This window comes from Streptomyces sp. NPDC048290 (assembly GCF_040652095.1).
Taxonomy (GTDB): domain Bacteria; phylum Actinomycetota; class Actinomycetes; order Streptomycetales; family Streptomycetaceae; genus Streptomyces.
The window spans coordinates 1-22,266 of the sequence record NZ_JBEZLM010000017.1 but is presented as its reverse complement, the minus strand read 5'-3'; the positions used below and the strand labels follow the sequence as shown (position 1 = coordinate 22,266).

Sequence of the window (22,266 nt, the reverse complement as noted above, 5' to 3'; positions counted from 1 at the left end):
ACGCGCGCGGTGCCGCCGAACTCCGCGCGCATCCGGCGCCGGCTCCGGCGCCCGCACCACGGGCGGACGCGGATCGTACGGCGACCCCGAACTTCCCGGCCCACGCGTCCGGCCCGGCATGCCCCCGCAACTCACCCGACCGCGACTCGAGCCCACGCTGAGGCGCTACCAGACGCGCGCGCATCAGCGCCGGATCGGCATCCGGCATCTCCGAACCCGTCAACGCGGGAAACAGACCACTGAGTGAGTCCGAGGCCATGGGGCTGTCAGTTGCCGCTATGGCCTGGGGCGGCTGCTGTTGACGATGTCGGAGGTGTTCTGGTCCTGCTGGTCCTCGAAGTTGTTGGCCGCGCTGTACGTCAGATCGCCGGACTTGAGAATGGCGCCCACCGTGCCTTCCAGTCCCTCCGCGATGGAATTGCGGAAGGGCACGTACTTCTCCAGCGTGGCGATGACGGTGTCGTCGTCGGCGTCGCCGAAGGTGGGGTTGCGCGGGAACTGTTCCGACTTCGAGTACGCCGTGAGGATCTTGTCGGCGAGGGACGCGATCTGGTCGGTGATCCGCGTCCCCTGCTTCATGCCGTACGTGGACGCCTCGAAGGTGTTGTTGTCAGGCACGACGCTCACCCCACTCCGGGCTGAGCGGGCCGCCCGGCGCCTTCAGGGGCTTGAGCAGTTCCTCCAGGCCGAAGCCCTCCAGCCGGTCCAGGGCGTCGGGGCCGTCGGTGGACACCTGGGCGCCGGTCGTCGGGGTCAGCTCGCCGAACCGGGAGTAGACCCGGCTGGACAGCTCCTGATGGGCCCGGCTCATGGTCTCCATGATGGTGTTGGCGAGTTCCTTGCCGGACATGGACTGGTGCTTGGTACCGATGAAGCGCAGGCCGGTCGGCTTGCCGTCGGCGCCGAGGGTGACCTCCACGACCCGGTCCTTGGAACGGGCCGTCACGGAGATCGACGCGATCTCGTCCCGCGCCTTGACGATGACCTCGCGCTGCTTCTCGAACTCGGCCATGGCCTGGTCGATCTGCTGACGCAATGACTCGTTCATGCTGGTCCTGCCTTTCTGTGCGGTGCGGAGGGCCGGGCGGTCAGCGGCCGATGGAGGCGGGCAGGCCCTCTTCACCGGTGCCCCAGACGTCGTCCTCCTCGTCCCAGCCGGAGTCCTGGGTCTCCGGGCGCCAGCCCCCGCCGCTCTCGCCGGGCATTCCGCCCTGCCCGGTGGTGGGGGTGCGGCTGGGCACCTCGTCGGGGTCCTGGTCCTCCTCCTCGAAGGCCTCCGGGACCTGGGCCGGCTCGGGCCGCTGCTGGTAGCCGTTCGCGGCGAGGAAGGCGCCGTCGGCGTCGTTGTCGAGGTAGGTCTCGCGGGTGCGTTCGTTCTGGCCCTGGCCCTGGCCGCCCTGGTTGGCCATCCGGGCCATGCCCATCATCATCATCATGGGAGACATCAGGCCGCCCAGGGCGGAGAAGCCCGCTTCGTCGCCCGTGCCGCCGGAGGGCGGGACGGAGGGGACGGAGGACCCGAGGGGCTGGGCGACCGACGAGCCGAGCGCCGCGGTCTCGGGGCTGGGCACCGCTTGCAGTTCGCCGTCGGGGCTGCTGATCGTGGAGCTGCCGTCCGGGAAGTTGGTGGTGGTGAGCCCGTCCGTGCCGGTGATCGAGGTGGTGCCGGACGGGTAGGTGGTCGACAGCGAGCCGTCGCCGTTCTGCGTGGTCAGCCCGGCGGGGTCGTAGGACGGCAGGTCCACTCCGCCGCCCGAGCCGGTGGTGGGGATGTCGATGCCGTTGGTGCCGCCGCCGAGCGACGGGAGCAGGCCGAGCCCCGAACCGGAGCCGGTGTTCGTGCCGGTGCCGGTGCCGAGTCCTGAGGTGGTCGGCGGGGTGGAGGAGACCGTGCCGTCCGGGTTGACCGTGACGCTGCTGCCGTCGGGGTAGGTGGTGGTGAAGCCGCCGTCCGGGGTGATCGACGTCCTGGAGCCGTCCGGGTTGACCAGGCTCTGGCCCTCGCCCAGTTCGCTGGTGACCTCGGAGCCGTTCGCGGTGGTGGTGGTGACCGTGCCGTCCGGATTGACGGTGGTGGCGCTGCCGTCGGGGAAGTCCATGGTCAGGCTGCCGTCGGGGTTCTGGGTGGAGACCGTCCCGTCGGGCGTGGTGAGCTGGGTCAGCCCCTCGGGGGTGGTCGTCCCCACCACACCGTTGGGCATGGTGGTGACCTCGTTGCCGTCGGCGTCGGTGTTGGTGATGCTGCCGTCGGCGTTGTGGGTCACCGAGGTCCCGTCCGGGTACTCGGTGGTGATGTTGCCGTCGGCGTCGACGCTGCTGACCGAGCCGTCCGGGTTGATCAGCGATTCGCCGGGGGCCAACTGGTCGGTGCTGATGGCGCCGGACGGGTCGGTGATGCTCACCTCGCCGTCGGGGGAGACCGTGGTGGAGCTGCCGTCCGGGTACTCGGTGGTGACATTGCCGTCGGCGTCGGTGCTGGTCACGCTGCCGTCGGCGTTGTGGGTGAGTGAGCTGCCGTCGGGGAACTGGGTGGTGATGTCCCCGTTGGAGTCGATGCTGGTGACCGAGCCGTCCGGGTTGAGGAGCGACTGACCCGGGGCGAGCTGGTCGGTGCTGACCGAGCCGTCCGGGTCGGTGGTGGTGATCTCGCCGTTGGGGCTGACCGTGGTGGAGCTGCCGTCGGGATACTCGGTGGTGAGGCTGCCGTCGGGGTTCAGGGTGGAGACACTGCCGTCCGGGCCCACGTTGGTGAAGGGGTCGTCGCCCAGGCCGTTGACCCCGGTGGGGACGGGGTTCGACCCGGGGGCGAGCGGGGGGATCACGCCGGGCAGCGCGCCCAGGGCGTTGCTGCCGTCGCCGAGCGGGATCTCGGTGCCCGGGGTGCCCGAGGTGTCCGGGACGCCGTCGCCGTTCAGGTCCATTCCGCCGGTGCTGTCGGTGGCGAAGGAGTTCGGGTCGGGCAGGTCGCCGAGGGCGTCGGTGCCGGTGGGGAGGTCGCCGAGGGCGTCCGTACCCGTGGGGAGGTCGCCGAGGGCATCGGTACCGGTGGGCAGGTCGCCCAGGGCGTCGGTCCCGGTCGGCAGACCGGAGGCGGGGTCGTTCAGGCCGCCCAGCGCGTCATCGAGGTTGCCCCCGAGGTCGTTCACGCCGTCGCTGAGGCTGTTGCCGAGGTCGTCCATCCCACCGCTGAGGTCGTTCCCGAAGTCCCCGAGGCTGCTCCCGAGGTCGTTCATCCCGTCGCTGAGGTTGTCCCCGAAGTCACCGAAGTTGTCTCCGAGGTTGTTCATCCCCTCGCTGAAGTTGTTCCCCAGGTCGTTGATGCCGTTGCCGATGTCGTCGCCGAAGTCACCGAGGTCGTTGCCGAGGTTGTTCAAACCCTCGTTGAACTTGTTGCCCAGGTCGTTGATCGCGTCATTGAAGGCTTCGTTGTCGCTGCCGCCGTTCGCGGCGTCGGACTCCAGCTTGTCGTTCTGCACCGCCTGGGTGAGGGTGACGGTGGAGGTGTCGTCGAAGGCGAACGCGGTGTTCCAGCCCGGGTTGAGGACCCGGGACCAGGTCTCCTGGAGGGTCTGGACCTCCTGACGGGCCGGAACGTCCAGATTGGTCTCGACATTGACCCGCCACCGGTACTGCGCCTCGGCGGCGATCGCCGACCATGTGCTCTGATCCCTGAGGTTGCCCCAGACGGTGGTGTCCTGGAAGCCGTCGTCAGGCACCAGACCGCGACGCTGGCTGAACTTGACGTTGCTGGTGTTGTACGTCTGCACCCATTGGGCGACCTCGGACATCAGATGGTTCAGCACATTGCGGGTGTCACCGTCGACGTTCATGCTCGACTGGGTGCCATCGGGGTGGGTGACGGGGATCGGGGTGGCGGAGCGGCTGATGAACCGCATGAACTGGTCGTACATGTTCGACAGCGCCGTGTGCAGCGCGCGCTCGGCCTGGAGCAGCGAGTCGCCGTGCAGGGTCCGGGCGTTGTAGCCGGTCGACACGGACGTGAACGACGGGGAGAAGCCGGGCGGTGCCAGCTCGCTCTTGAAGTTCTCGTATTTGTCGTACAGCTGGTTGACCAGGTTCCAGAAGACCCCGGCCGCGGTGCCCTTCCAGGACGCGTTCTGGTCGCCGAGGCTCTCCGACCACTGCTTGAGGATCTCGGCGTGCTGGTTGAAGAACGCGCCCGCCGTGTCGAAGGACTGGGCGAGCGTGGTGAAGGAGGTGAGGTCGACGCCCGTGTCGACGCTCGGTGAACCCCCGTAGTTGCTGGACACCCCGAGGGTCTTGTACGGCGGCTGCACCAGGGACCGCAGCGCGTCCGCACTGCGCTGCCAGTAGTGCCGGCCGGCTGTCGTGTCCGTGAACGAGACATTGGCCTCGTACTTGCTCACTCGGTTGCCATGGCGGCCGTAGAACTGGATCCAGACGCCCTGACCGTCGTTCTTGGGCCACTGGTTCGCCGGACTGAGGGCGAGCCCACCGTGATTCTCGATGTCGACGGCCAGCCAGGGAATCCCGCCGTCCCCCTTGGCCCCCATGATGTCGCCGCGTTCACCCAGGGTGAACCCAGTCATCAGGTTGATGATGTGTTCCCAGTTGTCCACGGCCATGAGGGATGCTCCGCCTCTTGTCTCGGTGGGGTCGTCGGATCAGCGGCTACTGGATCAGGTACCGGTGGACTGGTTGCCGCCGGTGCCGCCGTCCATCTGCCCCACGTAGTCGTCGATGGCGGACATGAACTTCTGCGCCTCGACGTTCACCAGGTTGTCGTCCTGGGTCTTGAGGAACTTCTTGATGACATCCCGCAGCTCAAGCTCCAGGTCCCGCAGCGCCGACTGGTGCTTGTTCAGGACCTTGTCGATGGCGCCGGCGGCGGTCACCGCGTTGCTGAGCACGCCCTCGCCACCGGTGTCCGAGTCACCGTTCATCTGCCCGAGGACCAGCGGCTTGGGCATGCTGGACACATCGAACAGGGACGGCGGGGTCTGCCCCGGTGCGCGTAGCTGGACGAGCCGTTTGTAGAACGCCACCAGCTCACTGTCGATGAACGCCTGGAGGTTCGCGGCGTTCAGCTCTGTCAGATTCGGCATGCTGATCCTTCTTCACAGCGGTACGGCACGGAGGCGAAGGGGGGAGAGGTGGACGGCGGGAGACGCGCATCCGGGCCAGGGCCGGGGTTCCCGGATGCGCGCTCCGGCCCGAGCGGGACCGGGGGCGGGTTCAGAACCTGATGTTCTGGAAGCCCTCGGCGTTGCTCCGGTCCGTGGTGACATAGTTCTGCGAGATGTTGCCCAGCACCTCGCCATGGCTGGCCAGGATCTGGGCGAGCGACCTGACCTGGGCCTCCCAGGCCGGCTGCACCTGGGTGGTGTACACCTCGCGGTCCATACCGGCCCACTCCGCGACGCGGGCGTTCAGCGCCTGCTGGAGTTCGGTGATGACCTGCCGGATGTACTGGTTCTCCATCGCCATGTCTTCGACGGCGTTGTTGGTGCCGGTGTGATTGATGTAGATGTCGGGCACGGGTGGCTCCTTCGAACGGGCTGGTTCCGGAACGGCGGACGGGGTGGTGCGCGGCGGTCAGCCCGTGAGGGTGTTGTACGCCTGCTCGGTGGCGCTCAGGTTGCCCTGGCGCTGCACCAGCTGCTCGGCGTCGGCCTGGGTGGTGCCGGAGGTCGACATGCTGGTGCTGAGCTGGTCGATCATCCGGTCACAGGTGAACTTGATCTGGTCGACCTCGTTCATCCACTTCTCCAGCACCTGCTGGAAGGCCCGCCCGTCCGGGCCGCTGTAGTCGACGCTCAGCTGCGCGGCCGAGTCGCGGACGCGGCCCTGGCTGCTGGACAGGTTGCCCTTGGCGCCCTCCAGCAGGGTGATCGCGCCCTGGTAGATCTCGGTGGTAGATGCCTGCAACGGCGTGCCCATAAGGGGTCTCCCGATCGTGATGGGTGTTCCAGGGGTTGCGTGATACCTAGCGGCGGCCTCAGGGGCTCGCGCCGTGACCGTCCTGTGGCGAACGGCGACGCGTTCGAAGGATCAGTGGCACCTGCTGGATCGAAGGTGAAGTGCCTTGCGGCGCACGGGAAGCGCTATCGCGACGCTAGGTCTCGGCTCGTGCGACTGGCAATCGGCCCCGTCCAGCCGGGTCCACACGGGCAGGCCGCGTGCACCAACGGGAAGCCTGTCCCCGGTGGTGGAACCGGGCCCCACGCACCACACCCCGGCACCCACTCGTCCATGACGGTGTCATGTACGGGCAGGTGCCGGGGTGCGGCGGACGGCGGCCCTCAGCGGTCACCGCGGGCCCGGTGCCGTCCTACGGTGCTCAGTGCTGGGTCCCCGCGGACCACAGGACCCCGCCGCCCGCACCCAGGATGGTGACGTTGCCGTCCTCCTGGATGACCAGCCGGGCACCGGGGTTGCCCGCGGTCCCGGAGGACCACAGGGTCTTGTCGTCGGAGCTGTAGACGACGAAGTGACCGTCGGCCTGGAAGACCGCGCGGTTGCCGGAGCCGGAGGTCCCGGAGGACCAGCGCACCACACCGTTCTCGTCCGTGATGACCAGATCGCCGCTGCCGCGCAGGGTGATCTTCATCCGGTTCGACGCCACCGACTGGCCCGGGTCGAGCCGGTAGGTGCCGGAGACGACCCGGGTCGACCAGTCCGGCGTGGCCGGCTTGGCGACCGGCTTCGGCGCGGGCTTCGGCTTCGGCTTGGGCGCGGGCTTCGGCTCGGGCTTCGCCACCGGCTTGGCGGCGGGCTCGTCCGTGGCGGCCCGGGTCTCGGCCTTGATCGGGGTCTTCGACGCGCTCTGCGGCTGTGCCTTGGGCTGCGCCTTGGGCTCGGCCTTGGGCGCGGACTTGGGCGCCGCCGCGGACTGGGCCTTCGGCTGCGCCTTGGGCTCGGCCTTGGGCTGTGCCTTGGGCTGTGCCTTCGGCTCGCTCTCGGTCGCCGGGATGGCGTCGATGGCCGGGATCAGCGGACGGCCCCGGGTGGGCTGGAGCACGGCGTCGTCGCGCAGCTCCCCCGCCGGGGCTTCCACGGACGAAGGGGAGTCCGACGTACCCGAGTCGGTGTCGTCGGTCTTGCCCGGCTTGGTCTTGCCGTTGCCCTGGTTCCCGGAGGGGCCGGGGACGCCTAGGACGGACGGCGGGCCGAACAGGGTGCCGCCGGGGGCGCCGCCCTTGACCGGTGCCGGGCCGTCGGCCTCCGCCGGGCCGCTCCCGGTGGTGCCGGGAAGCGTGCTGCCGGGGAGCGTGCTGCCCGGGACCGTCTTGCCGGGGACCGTCTGGAGGTTGTCGTCCAGGGTCGTGTCACCGGACGGACCCGACCGGGTCGGACCGACGCTGGTCAGCAGCGGCGCGCCCGAGTCCGGGTTCGGCTCCGGCTCCGGGACCAGCGGGGTCGCGGCGCCGTCCTGCGGTTCGTGCGTCGGCATGTCGCTGGCGTAGGCGTCGGCGGTGCTGTTCAGCTCGTCGAGGCCGGTGACCGTCTTGGTGCCGGGGTTGTTGTTCAGCAGCGGCACCGACACCAGCATGGCGCCCGCGAACGCGGCGGCCATCAGCGGCCACTTGCCCCGCCGGGGCCCGCCGTGTCCGGTCGCGGTGCGCCCGGGGCGGTTCTGCACCGCGCCCTCGGCCGCCGCGGCGGCCAGCCGGCCCTCGGGGCCCTCGCCGTCGGCGGTCGGCGGCACCACGGTGAGACCGGGCCCGCCGGGCGCGCCCGCCGCGGTCTGCTGACGGCGCGAACGCCCCCGGAACAGCCGCCCGGAACGCCCCTCGCCGGCACCGGACGCCGTGGCCGCCGCGGCGGCGGCGGCGGAGGGCGCGAAGGTCGCGGGCACGGCCGCCGTGGCCGTACCGCCGGACCTGGACGCCCGGCCGCCGGTGGCGGAACCGCCGTCCCCGGCCGTGGCGGTGGCGCTGCGCGCCGCCTGTCCGGCGGAGAGCAGCGCCGAGGCAGCGCCCCCGCCGGAGTCGTCCTCGTTCAGGGGCAGCGCGATCGCCCGTCGGATCGACGGGGCCGCCCCCATGGTGGGCGGCGCGGTACCGCCCACCGGACTGTCTATGGCCATCTTGGCTCCTTGTTCGTCTTGCTCGCTCTCGCTCCGCTGCGGGAGGCGCGGGCCGGAAGACAGGACGACCGCCGCCTCCCCCACGAAGCGACGGCCGTCCTCACTTCGCCTAGGACCTGGACGGGCCCGGGGAAGCTGTCTGTGGTGTTGTCGACCTGCCGACTGGAGAGGTGGCGGGCGAAGAGGAGCACCGCTGACGCGGGCGCTCGCCCGGAGGGGAGGCGTGGCGGCTGGGTCGGGAAGCCGGTTCCTCTCCGAGCCCGGCTTCCCGATGGGCTCCACTCTCGCGCCACGCAACGGCTTTGCCTACGACGGCCGGGCCGATGTGCCTGTTGAACGGACACCTCTGCCCATAGGGGAAGAACACCCGCCGCTTTCACCCTTCCACCCCCTTTCCGGGACGTGCCCCACCCCGTGCCCCACCCCGTGACCAGCCCCGTGACCGGCCCCGTGACCAGCCTCTGATGCCGGTCTCACAGGTCGTCCGGAGTCAGCACCCCCAATGCGCCCGTGCGGCGGTCCGGCCATCCGCCGCCTGTGCCGGTGCCCGTGCCCGGTGCGGTGGGCAGGTCCAGCAGCCCGAGCAGCCGCTTGAGCACCGTGTTGTCGGTGTCGTCGAGCCGTCCGGGCGCGGCGGCCGGTGCCGCCTCGGGGAGTTCGCGCAGCAGCACCGCGTGGGCGCCGCCGCGCCGGGTGATCTGGAGGACCCGCAGCCGGGTGCCGGGGGCGAACAGCACCTCGCCCGCCGGGTCGTCCGCCGCGCCCGCCGCCGGGTCCGGCTCGACCAGCGCGGCGGCGGCCTTGCGGCCGGTCATGGACCAGATCAGATAGTGGTCGGCGGGCACGGCCGGGTACGCCTTGTCGAAGCCGAGGGCGGCGATCGGCGCCGCCTCGCCCAGTTCCTCGCCCGGCAGCAGCAGTTCGGCGGCCTCGCCGAGCGACCCGCCCGCCGACCGCACGGCCGCCCCCCGGTACGACGGCAGGCGGCGCAGCCCCGACGCCACACAGCCGAGGAACGGCAGCAGGTCGCCCCGGCCCGCCGCCAGCGCCGCCAGCAGGGTCTGCCGGGCGCCGGACTCCTCGGTGAGATAGGCGTGCACGGCCGTCAGATCGGCGGCGGCGTCCTCGGGGTCCGTGGTGTTGCGCAGCGCGGGCAGCCGGGTCAGCGCCCGGCTCACCGCGCCCGCGTGACCGTCCCACCGCGCGCCGAGCGCGCCGCGGACGGTGTCGCGGTCGGCACCGGAGGGGCGGTGGGAGAGGCGGACGGGGAGCCAGGTGACGGTACGGAGGTCGGTGCCGGTGTCGGCTCCGGTGTCGGTGTCGGTGTCGGTGTCCGTTCCGGTGTCGGTGTCGGGCTCGGGTGCCGGGTCGGGGGTGGTCTCGGGGGCCATCTCCGAGGTCGGCTCCGGCTCCGGTGCCGGGTCCGGGGCCGGGGCCCGGCCGCCGTCCGGGGTCAGTGAACTCATCAGCCCCGCCATGGGGGTGGCCGGGAGGGCGAGGTCCGAGTCGTCGAGGGGGTCGGGGGCGGGGTCGGGGGCCGCGTCGGGGGTCTCGGGGTCGGCGGCCGGGGGGAGCGGGGGCCACGGGGTCCGCTCGGTGTCGGTGCCGCGGGGGAGCGCGGACTTCCAGGTCGGCTCGGTGCGGGTGGGCCGGGGGAGCGCGCCGGGCTCGGCGGTGCCCGCCGTCGCCTGGGCGGTCCGGGTTCCGGAGGCCCCTTCCGTGCGGGCCGGGGCGTTCACGGTCCCGGTGTTCGTGCCGGTGTGTGCGGCGGGGGCGGGGCCGGTGGAGCCGAGGGGGGTGGTAGGGGGAGCGGCGGGAGCGGGTTCCTCGTACGCCGGGGCCGCGGCCTCCTCGTCGTCGTGCTCGGCGTCGGTGTCCGGGTCGGTGTGGTGGCCCAGGCCCAGCAGGGGGTTGGGCGGCTCGGGGGTCTCTTCCGGCGCCGGGGTCTCTTCCTGTGCCGGGGCCTCTTGCCGTGCCGGGAACTCTTCCGGCTCGGGGAGCGGGAGTTCCACGACGGCCGGTGCGGGAGCCACAACGGGCGCCGGGGCAGGGGCGGGCGCGGGCGCGGGTGCCGGGGCAGGCGCGGGTGCCGGAGGCGTGACCGCAGCCGTCGTCGCCGCCGGAGCCGGAGGCGTGACCGTCGCCGGCGCCACCGGCGTCGCCGGCGCCACCGGTGCCGGGGCGACCGTGCGCACGGTGGCCGGCGCCGGTGCCATGATCCGCGGGGCCGCCGTCCCCTCCGGGCGTCCCGTCTGCGACCGCAGGGCCACCTGGTGCCGGACCGCCAGCCGGCGCAGCGCCCGCAGGGTCTCGGGGGCGGGGTCGCCGAGGAGCTGGATGAGGGTGTGGGCGCGGACGTCGTCCTGGAGGGAGGTGAACAGCCGCTCCAGGGGCTCCAGCAGGGAGTCGTCCAGCGGCAGCCCAGGGACGCCGATGTCGACGGCCATCACGTCCGGGCGCACCGGGCGTTCGGTGGCGCCGCGTGGCGGGGTGGACTTGTGGGGGCCGATCCACAGGCCCGCGCGGACCACGGTGACCTGCCATTTCTTGTCCAGGAGCAGGGTGCCGGTCCCGTTGCCGGGGCGCAGTCCGCCGATCGGCGCGCGCCAGTTGTCGATCCGGGGCGCGGCGGGGACGTTCCCCTCCGTGGGGCGGCAGGTGACCGTCCGGATGTACGGCTGCCAGGACGGGTTGCCGTCGCCGTCGAGCAGTACGGTGCGCGGGGCGCCGCCGCCCTCCTCCAGCAGGACGGTCACCCCGTTGGCGACCTGCACCTCCGTGCCGAGCAGCTCGGCGACCTCCTGGGCGACGGCGAGCGGATCGGTGCCGTCGCAGGAGGCCAGCCGGACGGTGCCGCGCACGGCGGCGGGCAGCGCGGCCAGGACGTCGGCGAGGGCATCGGGCGGGACCTCGCCCCGGCCCGCGGTGTCCACCAGCAGGACCGGGCCTTCGGGGTCCACGGGCAGCGCGTACCGGATGGCGTCGACACCTTCCGGGGGCGCCCCGGCGGGCTGGACGAGCAGCCCGGCCGGGATGTGCTCGACGACACAGCCCGGTACGCCGTCCAGCGGGACCCGGTCGAGGGCCGCCTGCCAGCCGGGCACGGGGTGGCGGGGGCCGAGGTGGCGGGGGCGCCGGCTGGCGGAGTGCTGCCACCAGCCGCCCGCGCGGCCCGGGAGTTCGGGGGCGAACAGGGTGCCGCCGGGCACGACGACGGCGACCCCGGCGGGGGCGAGGACGTCCACGCCCCAGCGCTCGCTGAGGGCGCGGGCGGGCGCGGGACGGTCGGCCGACTCCCCGGCGCCGCCGGACATCACCAGCCGCAGCAGGGTGGTGCCCGCCTCCCGGCACTCCTTGAGCGCGGGCTCCAGGGTGTCGTACAGGGCGTCGAGGTCGTCGAACCCGGCGCCGACGAGGACGGTGGCGGTGGCCGGGAAGGACCAGGCGCCGGTGACTGCGTCCAGGGCCCGCGCGGCGGCGGTGAGGGGCTCGGGGACGGATCCGGAGCCGTGCACGGCGTAGACGCCCCGGGCGCCGGTCAGACGGAGCGGGCCGGTACGGGTACGGCCGGTGCCGCGGCGGGTGCTGTGCGGGCTCATTGGACGGCCTCTTTCACGGAGAGGAAGGGGAACGCGGATGGGGACGGGGACGGGGACGCGGACGGGGAGCAGATGGTCTGAGAGGCGAGGAATATGTGAATGGCCGGTAAAGTCACGTAAGTTGAGAACGCGTGGAATATGCTGCGGCACCAACACCCGCCCCGGCACCGGCACCAAGACCGGCACCACCACCGGCACCGGCCACCCGGCAGCCGGACGAAGCGGCCACCCCGCAACCGAAGAAAGGCGGCACCGCCTTGACCACCGGCATACGACGTTCCCGACCCACCGCCGTCACGCTCGCCACGGCCCTGCTGTGCGGCGCGGCGGCCGGCGTCACCACCGGCACCACCGCCTGGGCCGCGCCCCGCACCGAGACCCGTACCGAGACCCTGGCCGAGACCCCCGTACCGCTGCCGTCGGCCGGGGCCAGTGCGGCGCCCGCGCCCAAGTTGCCGGTCATGCCGCCGTACTTCGATCTCACCCGGGAGCCCTGCACCGCGGGGTCCGGCCGGACGGTGACCGCCGTGCCCTGGGCGCAGCAGCGGCTGGAGATGACCCGGGCGCACCAGCTGAGCACCGGCGCCGGGGTGACCGTGGCCGTTGTCGACACCGGGGTGGAGAGCGGGGTGTCCGCGCTGGCGGGACGGGTCGGCGGGGTGGGCGCGGGCGCCACCGACGACTGTGTGGGGCACGGCACGTTCGTCGCCTCGGTGATCGCGGCGAAGCCCGCGCCGGGCAGCGGGTTCGGCGGGATCGCGCCGGGCGCGCGCATCCTCGCGGTGCGCGGGATCGACTCCGCCGGGGCGCCGGACCAGGCGCGGGTCGCCGAGGGCATCCGCGCGGCGGTGGACGCCGGGGCGGACGTCGTCTCGGTGTCGCTGGGGTTCACCACCGCGTCCGGGGCGCTGAAGTCGGCCCTCGCCCACGCCGCGGACCGGGATGTGCTGGTGGTCGCGGCGGGCGTCCCGGACGGGGTCACCGACAGCGCCCCGGCGGAGGAGCGGCGGCCGGTGGCGTTCTATCCGGCCGCGCAGCCGGGCGTGCTGTCCGTGGTCGACGTCGACATCGCCGACGCCCGGCCGGACGGGGCGATCCAGCCGGTCCGCGCCGACCTCGCCGCGCCCGGCCAGGGCATCACCGGCGTCGGCCCGCGCGGCAGCGGCAACTACCTCGCCAACGGGGCCTCGGTGGCCGCCGCGTTCGTCGCCGGGGCGGCGGCCCTCGTCCGCTCCTACGACCCCGGGCTGTCGGCGCCGGAGGTCGCGGCGCGGCTCACCGCGGGCGGCTACCCCGCTGACGTGCCCCGGCTGAACCCGTACGGCGCCCTGTCCGCCGTACTGTCCACCGCGCCGCCGCGACTGCGCGCCGACGCCTCGGACATCCGGCTCAGCCCGGTCGTCGAGGACCCGGCCCCGGCCCGCCGCGCGTACACCGTCCTCGGTGGCTCGGTGGGCGCGGCGGCGGTGCTGACCGGTGCGGTGCTGCTCGCCCGCCGCCACCGCCGCGACCAGGTCTGACGGCCGGGTCACAGCAGGCCCGGGTCGGGCTGGTCCTCGTCCACGACCGAGGTCTGGATCTGGAGGGTGGAGCGGCGGGTGATGTAGAAGCCCCGGCCGGGCGGCAGCAGCTTCGGCTTGACGTTGGAGAAGAGATAGCCCTCGGAGGGCGGGCAGGACAGCAGCAGTCCGGGGGCGTTGTTCTCCAGCAGCCGCCGCACGGTCGGGTCGTTGACCCCGCGCATACCGCCCGCGGCGGCGCGGGTGAGGACCATGTGGAAGCCGACCTCGTAGCCCAGCGGGAGGTGTTCCAGCAGGGCGTCGAACGGGTTGCGCAGCGGGGAGGCGATCAGGTCGTAGTCGTCGACGAGGACGAACAGCCGCGGGCCCCGCCACCAGTCGGCGAGCTTCATCCGCGACGGTGAGATGTCCTGGCCCGGGGTGCGGGTCTTCAGGGCGCGGGCGGCGCCGTCCACGAGTTCGGAGAGCTGGTCCAGGGAGACGGCGTGTCCGAGCCGGTACTCCTCGGGGACCGACTCGACCAGGGTGCGGCGGAAGTCGACCACCAGGATGCGGGCCTCGGCGGGGGTGAACCGCTCGGTGATGTTCCGGGTGATCAGCCGCAGCAGATTGGTCTTGCCGCTCTCCGTGTCGCCGAACGCCACCAGGTGCGGGACCTCGGAGAAGTCGTGCCAGGCGGTGCCCAGTTCGCTCTCCTCGACGCCCAGCGGCATCTTGAAGCGGCGCACCGCCTCGGCGGCCGTGACGGGGGCGTCCGTGCCCTGCGGGGCGGGGGTGTAGGGCGGCAGCTCGGCCGCCTTGTGGTGGGTGGGCAGCATCCGCACCGGCGGCGCGGGCGGGCCCGCCCAGCTCTCGGCGACCGCCGCCACCAGGTCGGCCACGCCGTCGGCGAGGTCCTCGGCGTCCTCCACTCCGTCGATGCGCGGCAGCGCGGCCAGGAAGTGCAGCTTGGTGTCGATGGTCAGACCCCGGCCGGGGATGCGCGGCACCTCCTTGGCGCGCCGCATGTCGGCCAGCGAGTCCAGCGCCTCCCCCATACGCAGTTCGAGCCGGGTCGCGGACTGGTCGCGGACCTGGGCCGTCAGCTCCACCCAGCGGGTGGTGGTGGTGATGAGATGGATGCCGTAGTTGAGTCCGCTGGTGGCGATCTGGTTGAGGGTCGGCACATGGTCCTGGAAGTCCTGGCGGACCGTGGCCCAGCCGTCGATCACCAGGAACACATCGCCGTGCGGCTCGTCGGGGAACTCACCGGCCGCGCGGCGCCGCCGCAGGGTCGGCATGGAGTCGATGCCGTGGTCCAGGAAGAGCCGCTCCCGGCGGGCCAGCAGGGACGTCACCTCGGCCAGCGTCCGGCTGATGCGCTCGCTGTCCAGCCGGGCCGCGACCCCGCCGACATGCGGCAGCCCGGCCAGCGAGGCGAGGGCGCCACCGCCGAAGTCCAGGCAGTAGAACTGCACCTCGGCCGGGGAGTGGGTGAGGGCGAGCCCCGCCATGAGGTTGCGCAGCAGGGTCGACTTGCCGCTCTGCGGGCCGCCGCAGATCGCCACATGCCCGCCCGCCGACGACAGGTCCACGGTCAGCAGATCGCGCCGCTGCTCATAGGGCTTGTCGATGATGCCGACCGGCACCGTCAGCCGCCCGCGCTTGGGCCAGTCCAGGGTGGTCAGCCCCAGGTCGGGGTCGGGCGACAGCGGCGGCAGCAACTGGTCCAGCGTCGGCGGCTGGCCCAGCGGCGGCAGCCACACCTGGTGGGCGGGCGGCCCGGCGTCCCGCATACTGCCGATGGCCACCGCCAGCAGGGACCCCGCGCCGCCCTCCGGCTCGCTCACCCCCGGATCGGGCTCCGGCTCCGGCGCGGGCACCGGCGCCTGCCGGGCGGCCACGTACTCACCCGTCCACGGCACCACCTGGCTCTGGATCTGCGCCTGCACCGCCGCCGCCGACCGCTGCCGGTAGGTGCCCGACACATACGCCGCCCGGAACCGGGTCAGCGGCTCCACCCCGCTCTTCAGGAACCCGCTGCCCGGCGCGGACGGCAGCTCATAGGCGTCCGGCACCCCGAGCACACCCCGGGACTCCATCGCGGAGAACGTCCGCAGCCCGATCCGGTACGACAGATGGCTCTCCAACTGGTGCATCCGGCCCTCGTCCAGGCGCTGCGACGCCAGCAGCAGATGCACCCCGAGGGAGCGGCCGAGGCGCCCGATCATCACGAAAAGATCCATGAACTCCCGGTGTGCGGCGAGGAGTTCGCTGAACTCGTCCACCACCACGAACAGACTGGGCAGCGGCGCCAGCGGGGTGCCCGCGGCCCGCGCCCGCTCATATTCGAGGACCGAGCTGTAGTTGCCGGCCGCGCGCAGCAGCTCCTGGCGGCGGATCATCTCCCCCTGGAGGGCGTCCTGCATCCGGCCCACCAGCGCCGCCTCACCGGCCAGGTTGGTGATGACGGCCGAGGTGTGCGGGAGTTCGTCCAGACCGAGGAAGGTCGCGCCGCCCTTGAAGTCGACGAGCACGAAGTTGAGGGTCTCCGAGGAGTGCGCGAGGGCCAGTCCGAGGACCAGGGTCCGCAGCAGCTCCGACTTGCCGGAGCCGGTCGCCCCGATCAGCATCCCGTGCGGGCCCATGCCGCCCTGCGCCGACTCCTTGATGTCCAGGTCCACCGGATGCCCGTCGGCGCCGATCGCGATCGGCACCCGCAGCCGCCCCGACTGCGACCCGGCCCGGCGCTGCCAGTAGGCCACCGGGTCGTGCCGGTGCAGATCGGGGATGCCCAGCAGACTGGTCAGCTGGATGTCCGACTCCAGCGGCCGGGCCGCCTCCCCGACGTCGCCGATCCGCCGGGAGGCGAGCAGCGCGGCCACCGTGCGGGCCGCCGCCGGGCCCAGGGTGTCCGCGCGGCCCAGCGGGGTGGTGGCCTCCTTGCGGTTGCGGTCGGTGCGCACCAGCGACACCGTGTCCTCGCCCAGTTCGAGCCGCAGCACGGTCCGGCCGGGCCGCCAGGTCAGCGCCTCCGACAGATCGAGCACCAGCGCGTTGCGCACGCCCTGCCGGTCGAAGCGGTGCCCGGCGGGCACCTGACCGCCGTCCAGCACGACCACCGTGAACGGCTCGTCCTTGGCGATCTCCGCCGCCACGTCGAACGGCCCGCGCTCGGTGAAGGCGTCGCCCAGCAGATCCTCCAGCTCGCTCGCGTTGCCCGCGATCAGCCGGGCCGGTCCCGCCCCGTCCGTCTCGTGCGGATGCAGACTGTGCGGCAGCCACTTCGCCCAGTCCCACTCCTCGCGGCGGTCCGCCGACACACAGAACGCGATCATCAGGTCCTGCGGGGCGTGCGCCACCGCCAACTGCGCCAGCAGGGCCCGCGCGGTGCCCGTCACCTGGTCGCGCCCGCCGCGCAGCAGCACCCGCGCCCAGGTCCGCAGGAACACCGCGATCGGCTGGTCCGGCACCGTGGAGTAGGCGTTGATGAAGGCGCGCAGCGCGTGCGCGGTCAGCGGGTCCAGGTCGTCCACCGGGGTCTTCGCGGTGGTGGTCAGCTTCAGCCCGAGCCGCTGGTCGCCGACCGCGATCCGGACCTCCCCGAAGTCGTCGTCGCCGGGCCGCCGTTCCCACAGCCGGGAGCTGCGCGCGAACGACCACAGCGCGGCCGGTTCCGGATGGCGCCAGGCCAGCGCCCGCTGCTGCTCGGCGACCGCCCGCCGCACCCGGCGCCGCACCCCCGACAGATAGCGCAGATAGTCCCGGCGCGAGCCCTTGAGGTTGTTCTTGCGCTCCGCCGCCGTCCGCATCAGCTGGCCGATCAGCATGGTGCCCATGGCCAGCGCCATCACCCCGACGATCACATAGGTGATCGGGCTGGAGGTGGAGCCGGGACGCATGTACAGCAGCACCATGGCGCCGGTCATCATCGCCATCGGCAGATACGTCATCACGCCGCCGTTGCCCGGCGCCGGTTCGGTCACCACCGGCGGCTCCTGGAGCGCGAGGTCGCCCGAGGGCATCTCGGGCCCGGTACGGCGGGTGGGCCGGCGGAAGAGGACCACACTCAAGGGAACGTCACCTCTGGCTGTTCGGACCGACCCGGCCGGGGCCGGCGGTTCGGCGGTAGCGGCTGCCGCACCATGTCTGACACATATGTTCCGGCCGACGGAGCCCCGGGGAGCGCCCTTGCCCCATGGGGCACAGTTAGTGCGCCCGACGGTGCAGGATCGGCCGCGCCGGGCGAGCCGGGCGGGCGTCATGCCATGTCAACTCGGGCGGAAACCGCCGCCCGAGCGGTCATCGTCGTCCGGCGCGCCGCCCGCCGCGCTTCCCAAGCGACGCGCGCAGACCCCACTATGTGCACCGGGAACCGCCCCGCAGTCAACGCCCCCCCTAGGGGATGTCTGACGGATCTCCGTGGCGTCGCGACGCCCGGCACGCACTCTCGCCGCACCGGACAAAAGCCCTAGTAGCTCCGCTACGAGGGCTTCCGCCCGGCACACCGAGAGCACGCACCGAACGCCGCTCCTTCGCCCACGGAGATCCATCAGACACCCCCCATGCCACCCATCGGGCGGGTCCGGGCCGCGTCCCGGTGCTCCGCGGGCCGTCCGCCGGTGAGCGCCGCACGGGTGGACCTCACACGAACCGACTGTCCGGAGGGTGGGCACTGCCGATGAGCGAGACCCAGGTGGCGGCGCTGCCCGGTACGACCGGACTGTGCCGGCTGACCGTGCGGGCACCGGAGAAGCTGCTGGACCTCGCGGTCCCCGCGGACATCCCGGTCGCCGACCTGCTGCCGGTGATCGTGGGCTACGCCGGGGACGACCTGTACGAGACGGGCCTCGAACACGGCGGCTGGGCCCTCCAGCGCATCGGCGGCGACCCGCTCGACCCCGAGGGCACCGCCCAGTCCCTCGACCTGCACGACGGGGACACCCTGCTGCTGCGACCGGTCGCCGAGACCCTGCCGCCGGTCCGGTTCGACAACCTGGTCGACGGGGTGTCCAGCACCATCCGCGCCCTGCCCAACTCCTGGTCGCCCGAGGTCAGCCGGTGGGCGCTGCGGTCCGTGCTGCTCGCGGTGCTGGCCGCCGTGCTGGTCCTGCTGACCCTCGCCGACGGGGCGGGCACCGACCGGGCCGTGGTGTGCGGCGGCGCCACCCTGCTGCTGCTCGCCGGGGCGGGCGCGGCGGCCCGCGTCCTGGACGACATGCCCGGCGCGATCCTGCTGGGCCTGGCCGCCGGACCCTTCGCCGCGCTCGGCGGGACCCTGGTGGTGGGCGACGCGACCGGCGTCGACGGCTCCTCGCTGACCGGCGCCCGCTGGCTGGCCGGGGCCGCCCTGTGGGGGCTGGCCACCGCGCTGGCGATGACGGTGGTGACCAGTTGGCCGGTGGCGTTCGCGGCGAGCATCGTGGTGGCCGTCGCCGGGGTGCTCGGCGGGGTGCTGATGCTGACCCTCGGGGAGGGCGTGGACGGCGCGGCGGCCGGAGTCACGGTCGTCGTCGTGCTGTTCGGCGCGTTCGTCCCCACCATCTCCTTCGCCCTGTCCGGCTTCCGGCTGCCCCCGTTGCCCACCACCTCCGACGAACTCCAGGAGGGCATCGACCCCTACCCCAGCGACGAGCTGACCGCCCGCACCGCCGCCACCGACCGCTGGATGACCGGCCTGTACCTGGCCGTCGGCATCATCTGCTCGGCCTGCTTCGCCGGACTCGCCCACGCCCTGAGCACCCCGCAACTGCTCACCGGCGCCCTGCTCGCCGCCGTGCTGCTGCTGCACGGCCGCAACCTCGGCAACGCCTGGCAGCGGCTCGCCCTGGTCGTGCCCGGCGCGCTGGGCGCGGTGCTGCTCACGGTGTGCGCGGCGCTCCAGCGCGACTGGGACGGCCAGCTCACCGCCGTCGGGCTGCTGCTGGCCGCGGTGGCCGTCGCGATCGTCCTGTGGACGGTGCCCGGCCGCCGGCTGCTGCCCTACTGGGGCCGCGCCGGTGACCTCTTCCAGTCGGCGGCGGCCATCGCGCTGCTGCCGATGGTGCTGTGGGTCCTGGACGTGTACGCCGACCTGCGCGGCATCAAGGGCTAGGGGACCGACCGCGCGCCGGGGGCCGCCCGCGACACCGAGCCGAGATCCGCGATCCGAGAGCGAGACCCGACACCCATGCAGACCCGCCGCGACCAGGTCCAGGCCCACCGCTTCGTCGTCAACCGGCTCACCACCGGTCTGCTGCGCACCGACCCGGACTTCCCCGAGAGCCCCAACCGCCGCACCAACATGGGCATCGGCATCGGCGCGGGCATCGGCGTCGTGGTCTCCATCGGCTTCCTGGTGTACGGGTTCATCTCCCCGGGCGGCAACAACACCTGGCGCAACGGCACCACCCTCGTCGTGGAGAGCGGCACCGGCAACCGCTACCTCTACGACGGCGCCCTGCGCCCGGTCCGCAACTACGCCTCGGCCCGGCTGATCGTCGGCACCGGCATGAAGACCCGGACCGTCCCCGCGAAGTCCCTCGCCGACACCGCGCGCGGCGGCGCCGTCGGCATCGAGGGCGCGCCCGACACCCTGCCCAAGGCGTCGTCGCTGGACACCGGCCGCTGGGAGGTGTGCGCCACCACCCGCACCACCGACAGCAACCAGCGCACCGCCGCCACCACCCTCGTCGTGGACGGCGAGACCCCCGGCCCCGGACTCGGCGCGGACGACGCCCTGCTGGTGACCGCCCCCGACGACACCCACCACCTGGTGTGGCGCGGCAACCGCTACCGCCTCGCCGACGGCACCGCCACCGCCGAGGCCCTCGGCTACGGCGCCGGCGCCCCCCTGCCCGTCTCCGCCGCGTTCCTCGACGCCCTCCCCGCGGGCCCCGACCTCGCCCCCACCCCGGTCCCCGGCCAGGGCGAGCAAGGACCCGCGCTGGACGGCCGGGAGACCCGGGTCGGCCAGGTCTTCGTCGTCCGGACCCCTGGCTCCGGAGAGCGCTACTACCTCCTGCTCCGCTCCGGCCTCGTCCCCCTCACCGCCACCCAGGCGGCCCTGTCCCTGAGCGGCCCCGGCGTCCGAGAGAAGGCGTACGACGGTGCCGCCCCGGTCGCCGTGCCGATCACCGCCGACAGCCTGGGCGGGCGGCTGACGTCCGGCTCGCCGGTGGAGACCACCGGCGCGTCCCTGCCGGGGACCCCGCCGAACCTGCTGCCGGTGAGCAGCGGTCAGGCGGTCTGCGTCCGCTGGGAGGGCGCCGGGGCGGTCGGTGAGGAGGGCGGTGAGGAGGGCGGTATGTCGGTGGGCGTGGCGCTGGTCGACGCGGGCGTCCTGCCCGCCGACGCCAAGGCGCCGACCCGCCCCGCCTGTGTGCCGGTGGACGCCGTGGCGGTGGAACCGGACGGCGGCAGCCTGGTCCGGGCGCTGGGCGCGGGCGGCGGCGCGGTCGGCACGACCACCTATCTGGTGACCGAGACCGGACTCAAGTACCGCGTCCCCACCCCGGAGGCCGCCGCCGCCCTCGGCTACGACCTGGCCACCGCGCGCGGACTCCCGTCCAGCCTGCTGGCGATGGTGCCGACCGGCCCCGACCTGTCACCGCAGAGCGCGCTGTCCGGCCGGCCGGTGATCAGTACGGCGCCGGGCTGCGCGGGATCGGGCGGCACCGGCGGCGAGGGGGCGACGGGCGCGCCGACCGCGCCCGGTTCCGGCCCGGTCAAGATCCGCTGACGGTTGCTTGAAAACAACCCAAAAGGGTTGAGGTCATGGCGGAACGGGTGAAGTGACACTCGGTCATTTGACGGAAGCTCAGCGCTTCGACCGTCGCCTACGGTGCAGGAGTGCCTAGTCACGCATCGACACGCGGATGCCGCTCGGAGTCGGCGAGTGTGGCGGGGAGGGGTGCAAGGCACAGAACCGAGCTTCGTATGTCGGCTCTATGTGGGGAACCGAAGTGACAGTGACAATGACTCAAGCGGATGGCATCGCCGGCTCGCTGGGCGTACCGATCTCGGTCGTACTGCGTGCCAGTGACACCATCCTCGAACACGCGACCAGCGCCTATCTTCAGGCGCGGGCGACCGTGACCATCCTGCCCCAGCAGGGGCTGGCCGAGGCGGACGTGTCGGTCATGCTGCTCCACAGTCTGGACGACGACTGGCTCAGGGTCCTGAAGCAGGACGCGGCACGGGCCGGGGACGCGCCCGTCCCCGTGGTGGTGATGGCGGACCGGGTCAACGAGCGTCAGCTGACGCTCGCCGTCGAGTACGGGCTGACCAGCTTTCTCTACCGGAGCAGCTCAAGCCTGGAGCAGTTGCTCCACGCGACCATGGAGGCGAGTTCTGGACGCAGCCGGATGCCGGACGAACTGGTGGGCCACCTCATCGCGGAGCTGGGCCACCAGCAGCGGCAGCAGACGCTGGCGCGGCTCACTCGACGCGGTGGGCTCTCCGCCCGCGAGATCGAGGTGCTGCGCATGTTGTCCGAAGGGTTGAACACGGTGGAGATCTCCGAGCGGATGAGTTATTCGGAGCGCACCATCAAAGGCATCATCCATGACAGCGTCAAACAGCTGAAATGCAAGAACAGGACACAGGCCGTGGCCCAGGCGGTACGGACGGGGATTCTCTGACACCCGTCCGGTGACCCCGCTTGATTTCAGGGAGCGCACCGTTGGAATGGCCGACGGTGTGCCCCTTTCCGTTGTGGAGTATCCGGTAAGTGGCGGCTCAGTGTCGGTGATCAGGGACGACACCGGCGACTGGGAGGGATTTCGATGGCTTCGGATGCGCTCAATGGTCTGTTTCTCGCGTTGACGGGTTCGGAGATGCCGGATGCCGATCCGGTGTTGATGCGTGCGCATCTGGTGGCGCCTCAGCGTGAGCTGGAGTCGCAGTTGGGTGAGTTGCAGGGGTTGTTGGCGGAGTTGGCGACGTCGGTGTCGTCGATGTCGTCGGGGGAGTGGGGGGACGCCTATCTGGAGGCGATGCTGACATTGGCGTCGCCGGACGGGAAGGCGGTGTTGCAGGGGCTGGTGGATTCGGCGCGGGAGCTGGGGGATTTCGCGGACGAGTCGGCGTATCAGGTGGAGTACACGAATCTGATGAT

At 72.7% G+C, this 22,266-nt stretch carries 14 protein-coding genes; 5 read left to right on the top strand and 9 right to left on the bottom strand.

Annotated features, from left to right (window positions below):
• Positions 1–276: 276 nt before the first annotated feature.
• From AB0D49_RS26740 to AB0D49_RS26705, 8 genes are all read right to left on the bottom strand, one after another.
• Positions 277–618 carry a hypothetical protein gene (locus tag AB0D49_RS26740; RefSeq protein ID WP_362761840.1) on the bottom strand — a complete coding sequence of 114 codons (342 nt, stop codon included), beginning with the start codon at positions 616–618 and terminating at the stop codon, positions 277–279.
• Positions 611–1,048, bottom strand: coding sequence for a YbaB/EbfC family nucleoid-associated protein (locus AB0D49_RS26735; protein ID WP_362761838.1), 438 nt, complete (start codon positions 1,046–1,048; stop codon positions 611–613). Before AB0D49_RS26735 ends, AB0D49_RS26740 begins: the two co-directional genes overlap by 8 nt.
• Positions 1,049–1,088: 40 nt before the next feature.
• Entirely contained in the window at positions 1,089–4,607 is a 3,519-nt protein-coding gene (locus AB0D49_RS26730) for an AAWKG family protein (protein ID WP_362761836.1), read from the bottom strand.
• Positions 4,608–4,661: 54 nt separating this feature from the next.
• A complete protein-coding gene (locus AB0D49_RS26725; RefSeq protein ID WP_362761834.1) occupies positions 4,662–5,087 on the bottom strand; it encodes a type VII secretion system-associated protein in 426 nt (141 codons plus the stop codon).
• Positions 5,088–5,217: 130 nt separating this feature from the next.
• Positions 5,218–5,520, bottom strand: a complete 303-nt coding sequence (locus AB0D49_RS26720; protein WP_362761832.1) for a WXG100 family type VII secretion target — start codon at positions 5,518–5,520, stop codon at positions 5,218–5,220.
• A gap of 57 nt (positions 5,521–5,577) precedes the next feature.
• The gene (locus AB0D49_RS26715) at positions 5,578–5,922 is read right to left on the bottom strand and encodes a hypothetical protein (protein ID WP_362761830.1); all 345 of its coding nucleotides are present in this window, start codon (positions 5,920–5,922) and stop codon (positions 5,578–5,580) included.
• 400 nt (positions 5,923–6,322) lie between these two features.
• Positions 6,323–8,071, bottom strand: coding sequence for a hypothetical protein (locus AB0D49_RS26710; RefSeq protein WP_362761828.1), 1,749 nt, complete (start codon positions 8,069–8,071; stop codon positions 6,323–6,325).
• A 473-nt stretch (positions 8,072–8,544) separates the two neighbouring features.
• Complete coding sequence (locus AB0D49_RS26705; protein WP_362761826.1) at positions 8,545–11,670, bottom strand: hypothetical protein; 3,126 nt, start codon at positions 11,668–11,670, stop codon at positions 8,545–8,547.
• A gap of 257 nt (positions 11,671–11,927) precedes the next feature.
• Here AB0D49_RS26705 and AB0D49_RS26700 point away from each other — a divergent pair, with 257 nt between their 5' ends.
• Positions 11,928–13,190: a S8 family serine peptidase gene (locus AB0D49_RS26700; protein WP_362761824.1), complete on the top strand. Its 1,263-nt coding sequence runs from the start codon at positions 11,928–11,930 to the stop codon at positions 13,188–13,190.
• An 8-nt stretch (positions 13,191–13,198) separates the two neighbouring features.
• Here the strand turns inward: AB0D49_RS26700 and eccCa are convergent, their stop codons facing one another.
• Positions 13,199–17,236 (bottom strand): type VII secretion protein EccCa, encoded by a 4,038-nt coding sequence (eccCa, locus tag AB0D49_RS26695; RefSeq protein ID WP_362762120.1) that lies wholly within the window; start codon positions 17,234–17,236, stop codon positions 13,199–13,201.
• 614 nt (positions 17,237–17,850) lie between these two features.
• Here eccCa and eccD point away from each other — a divergent pair.
• From eccD to AB0D49_RS26675, 4 genes are all read left to right on the top strand, one after another.
• Complete coding sequence (gene eccD / locus AB0D49_RS26690; protein WP_362761822.1) at positions 17,851–19,263, top strand: type VII secretion integral membrane protein EccD; 1,413 nt, start codon at positions 17,851–17,853, stop codon at positions 19,261–19,263.
• A gap of 75 nt (positions 19,264–19,338) precedes the next feature.
• The gene (gene eccB / locus AB0D49_RS26685; RefSeq protein WP_362761820.1) at positions 19,339–20,889 is read left to right on the top strand and encodes a type VII secretion protein EccB; all 1,551 of its coding nucleotides are present in this window, start codon (positions 19,339–19,341) and stop codon (positions 20,887–20,889) included.
• Between the two features lie 235 nt (positions 20,890–21,124).
• Entirely contained in the window at positions 21,125–21,790 is a 666-nt protein-coding gene (locus AB0D49_RS26680) for a response regulator transcription factor (protein ID WP_362761818.1), read from the top strand.
• Positions 21,791–21,934: 144 nt separating this feature from the next.
• Positions 21,935–22,266: hypothetical protein (locus AB0D49_RS26675; RefSeq protein WP_362761816.1), on the top strand; the 332-nt coding region annotated here is incomplete at its 3' end.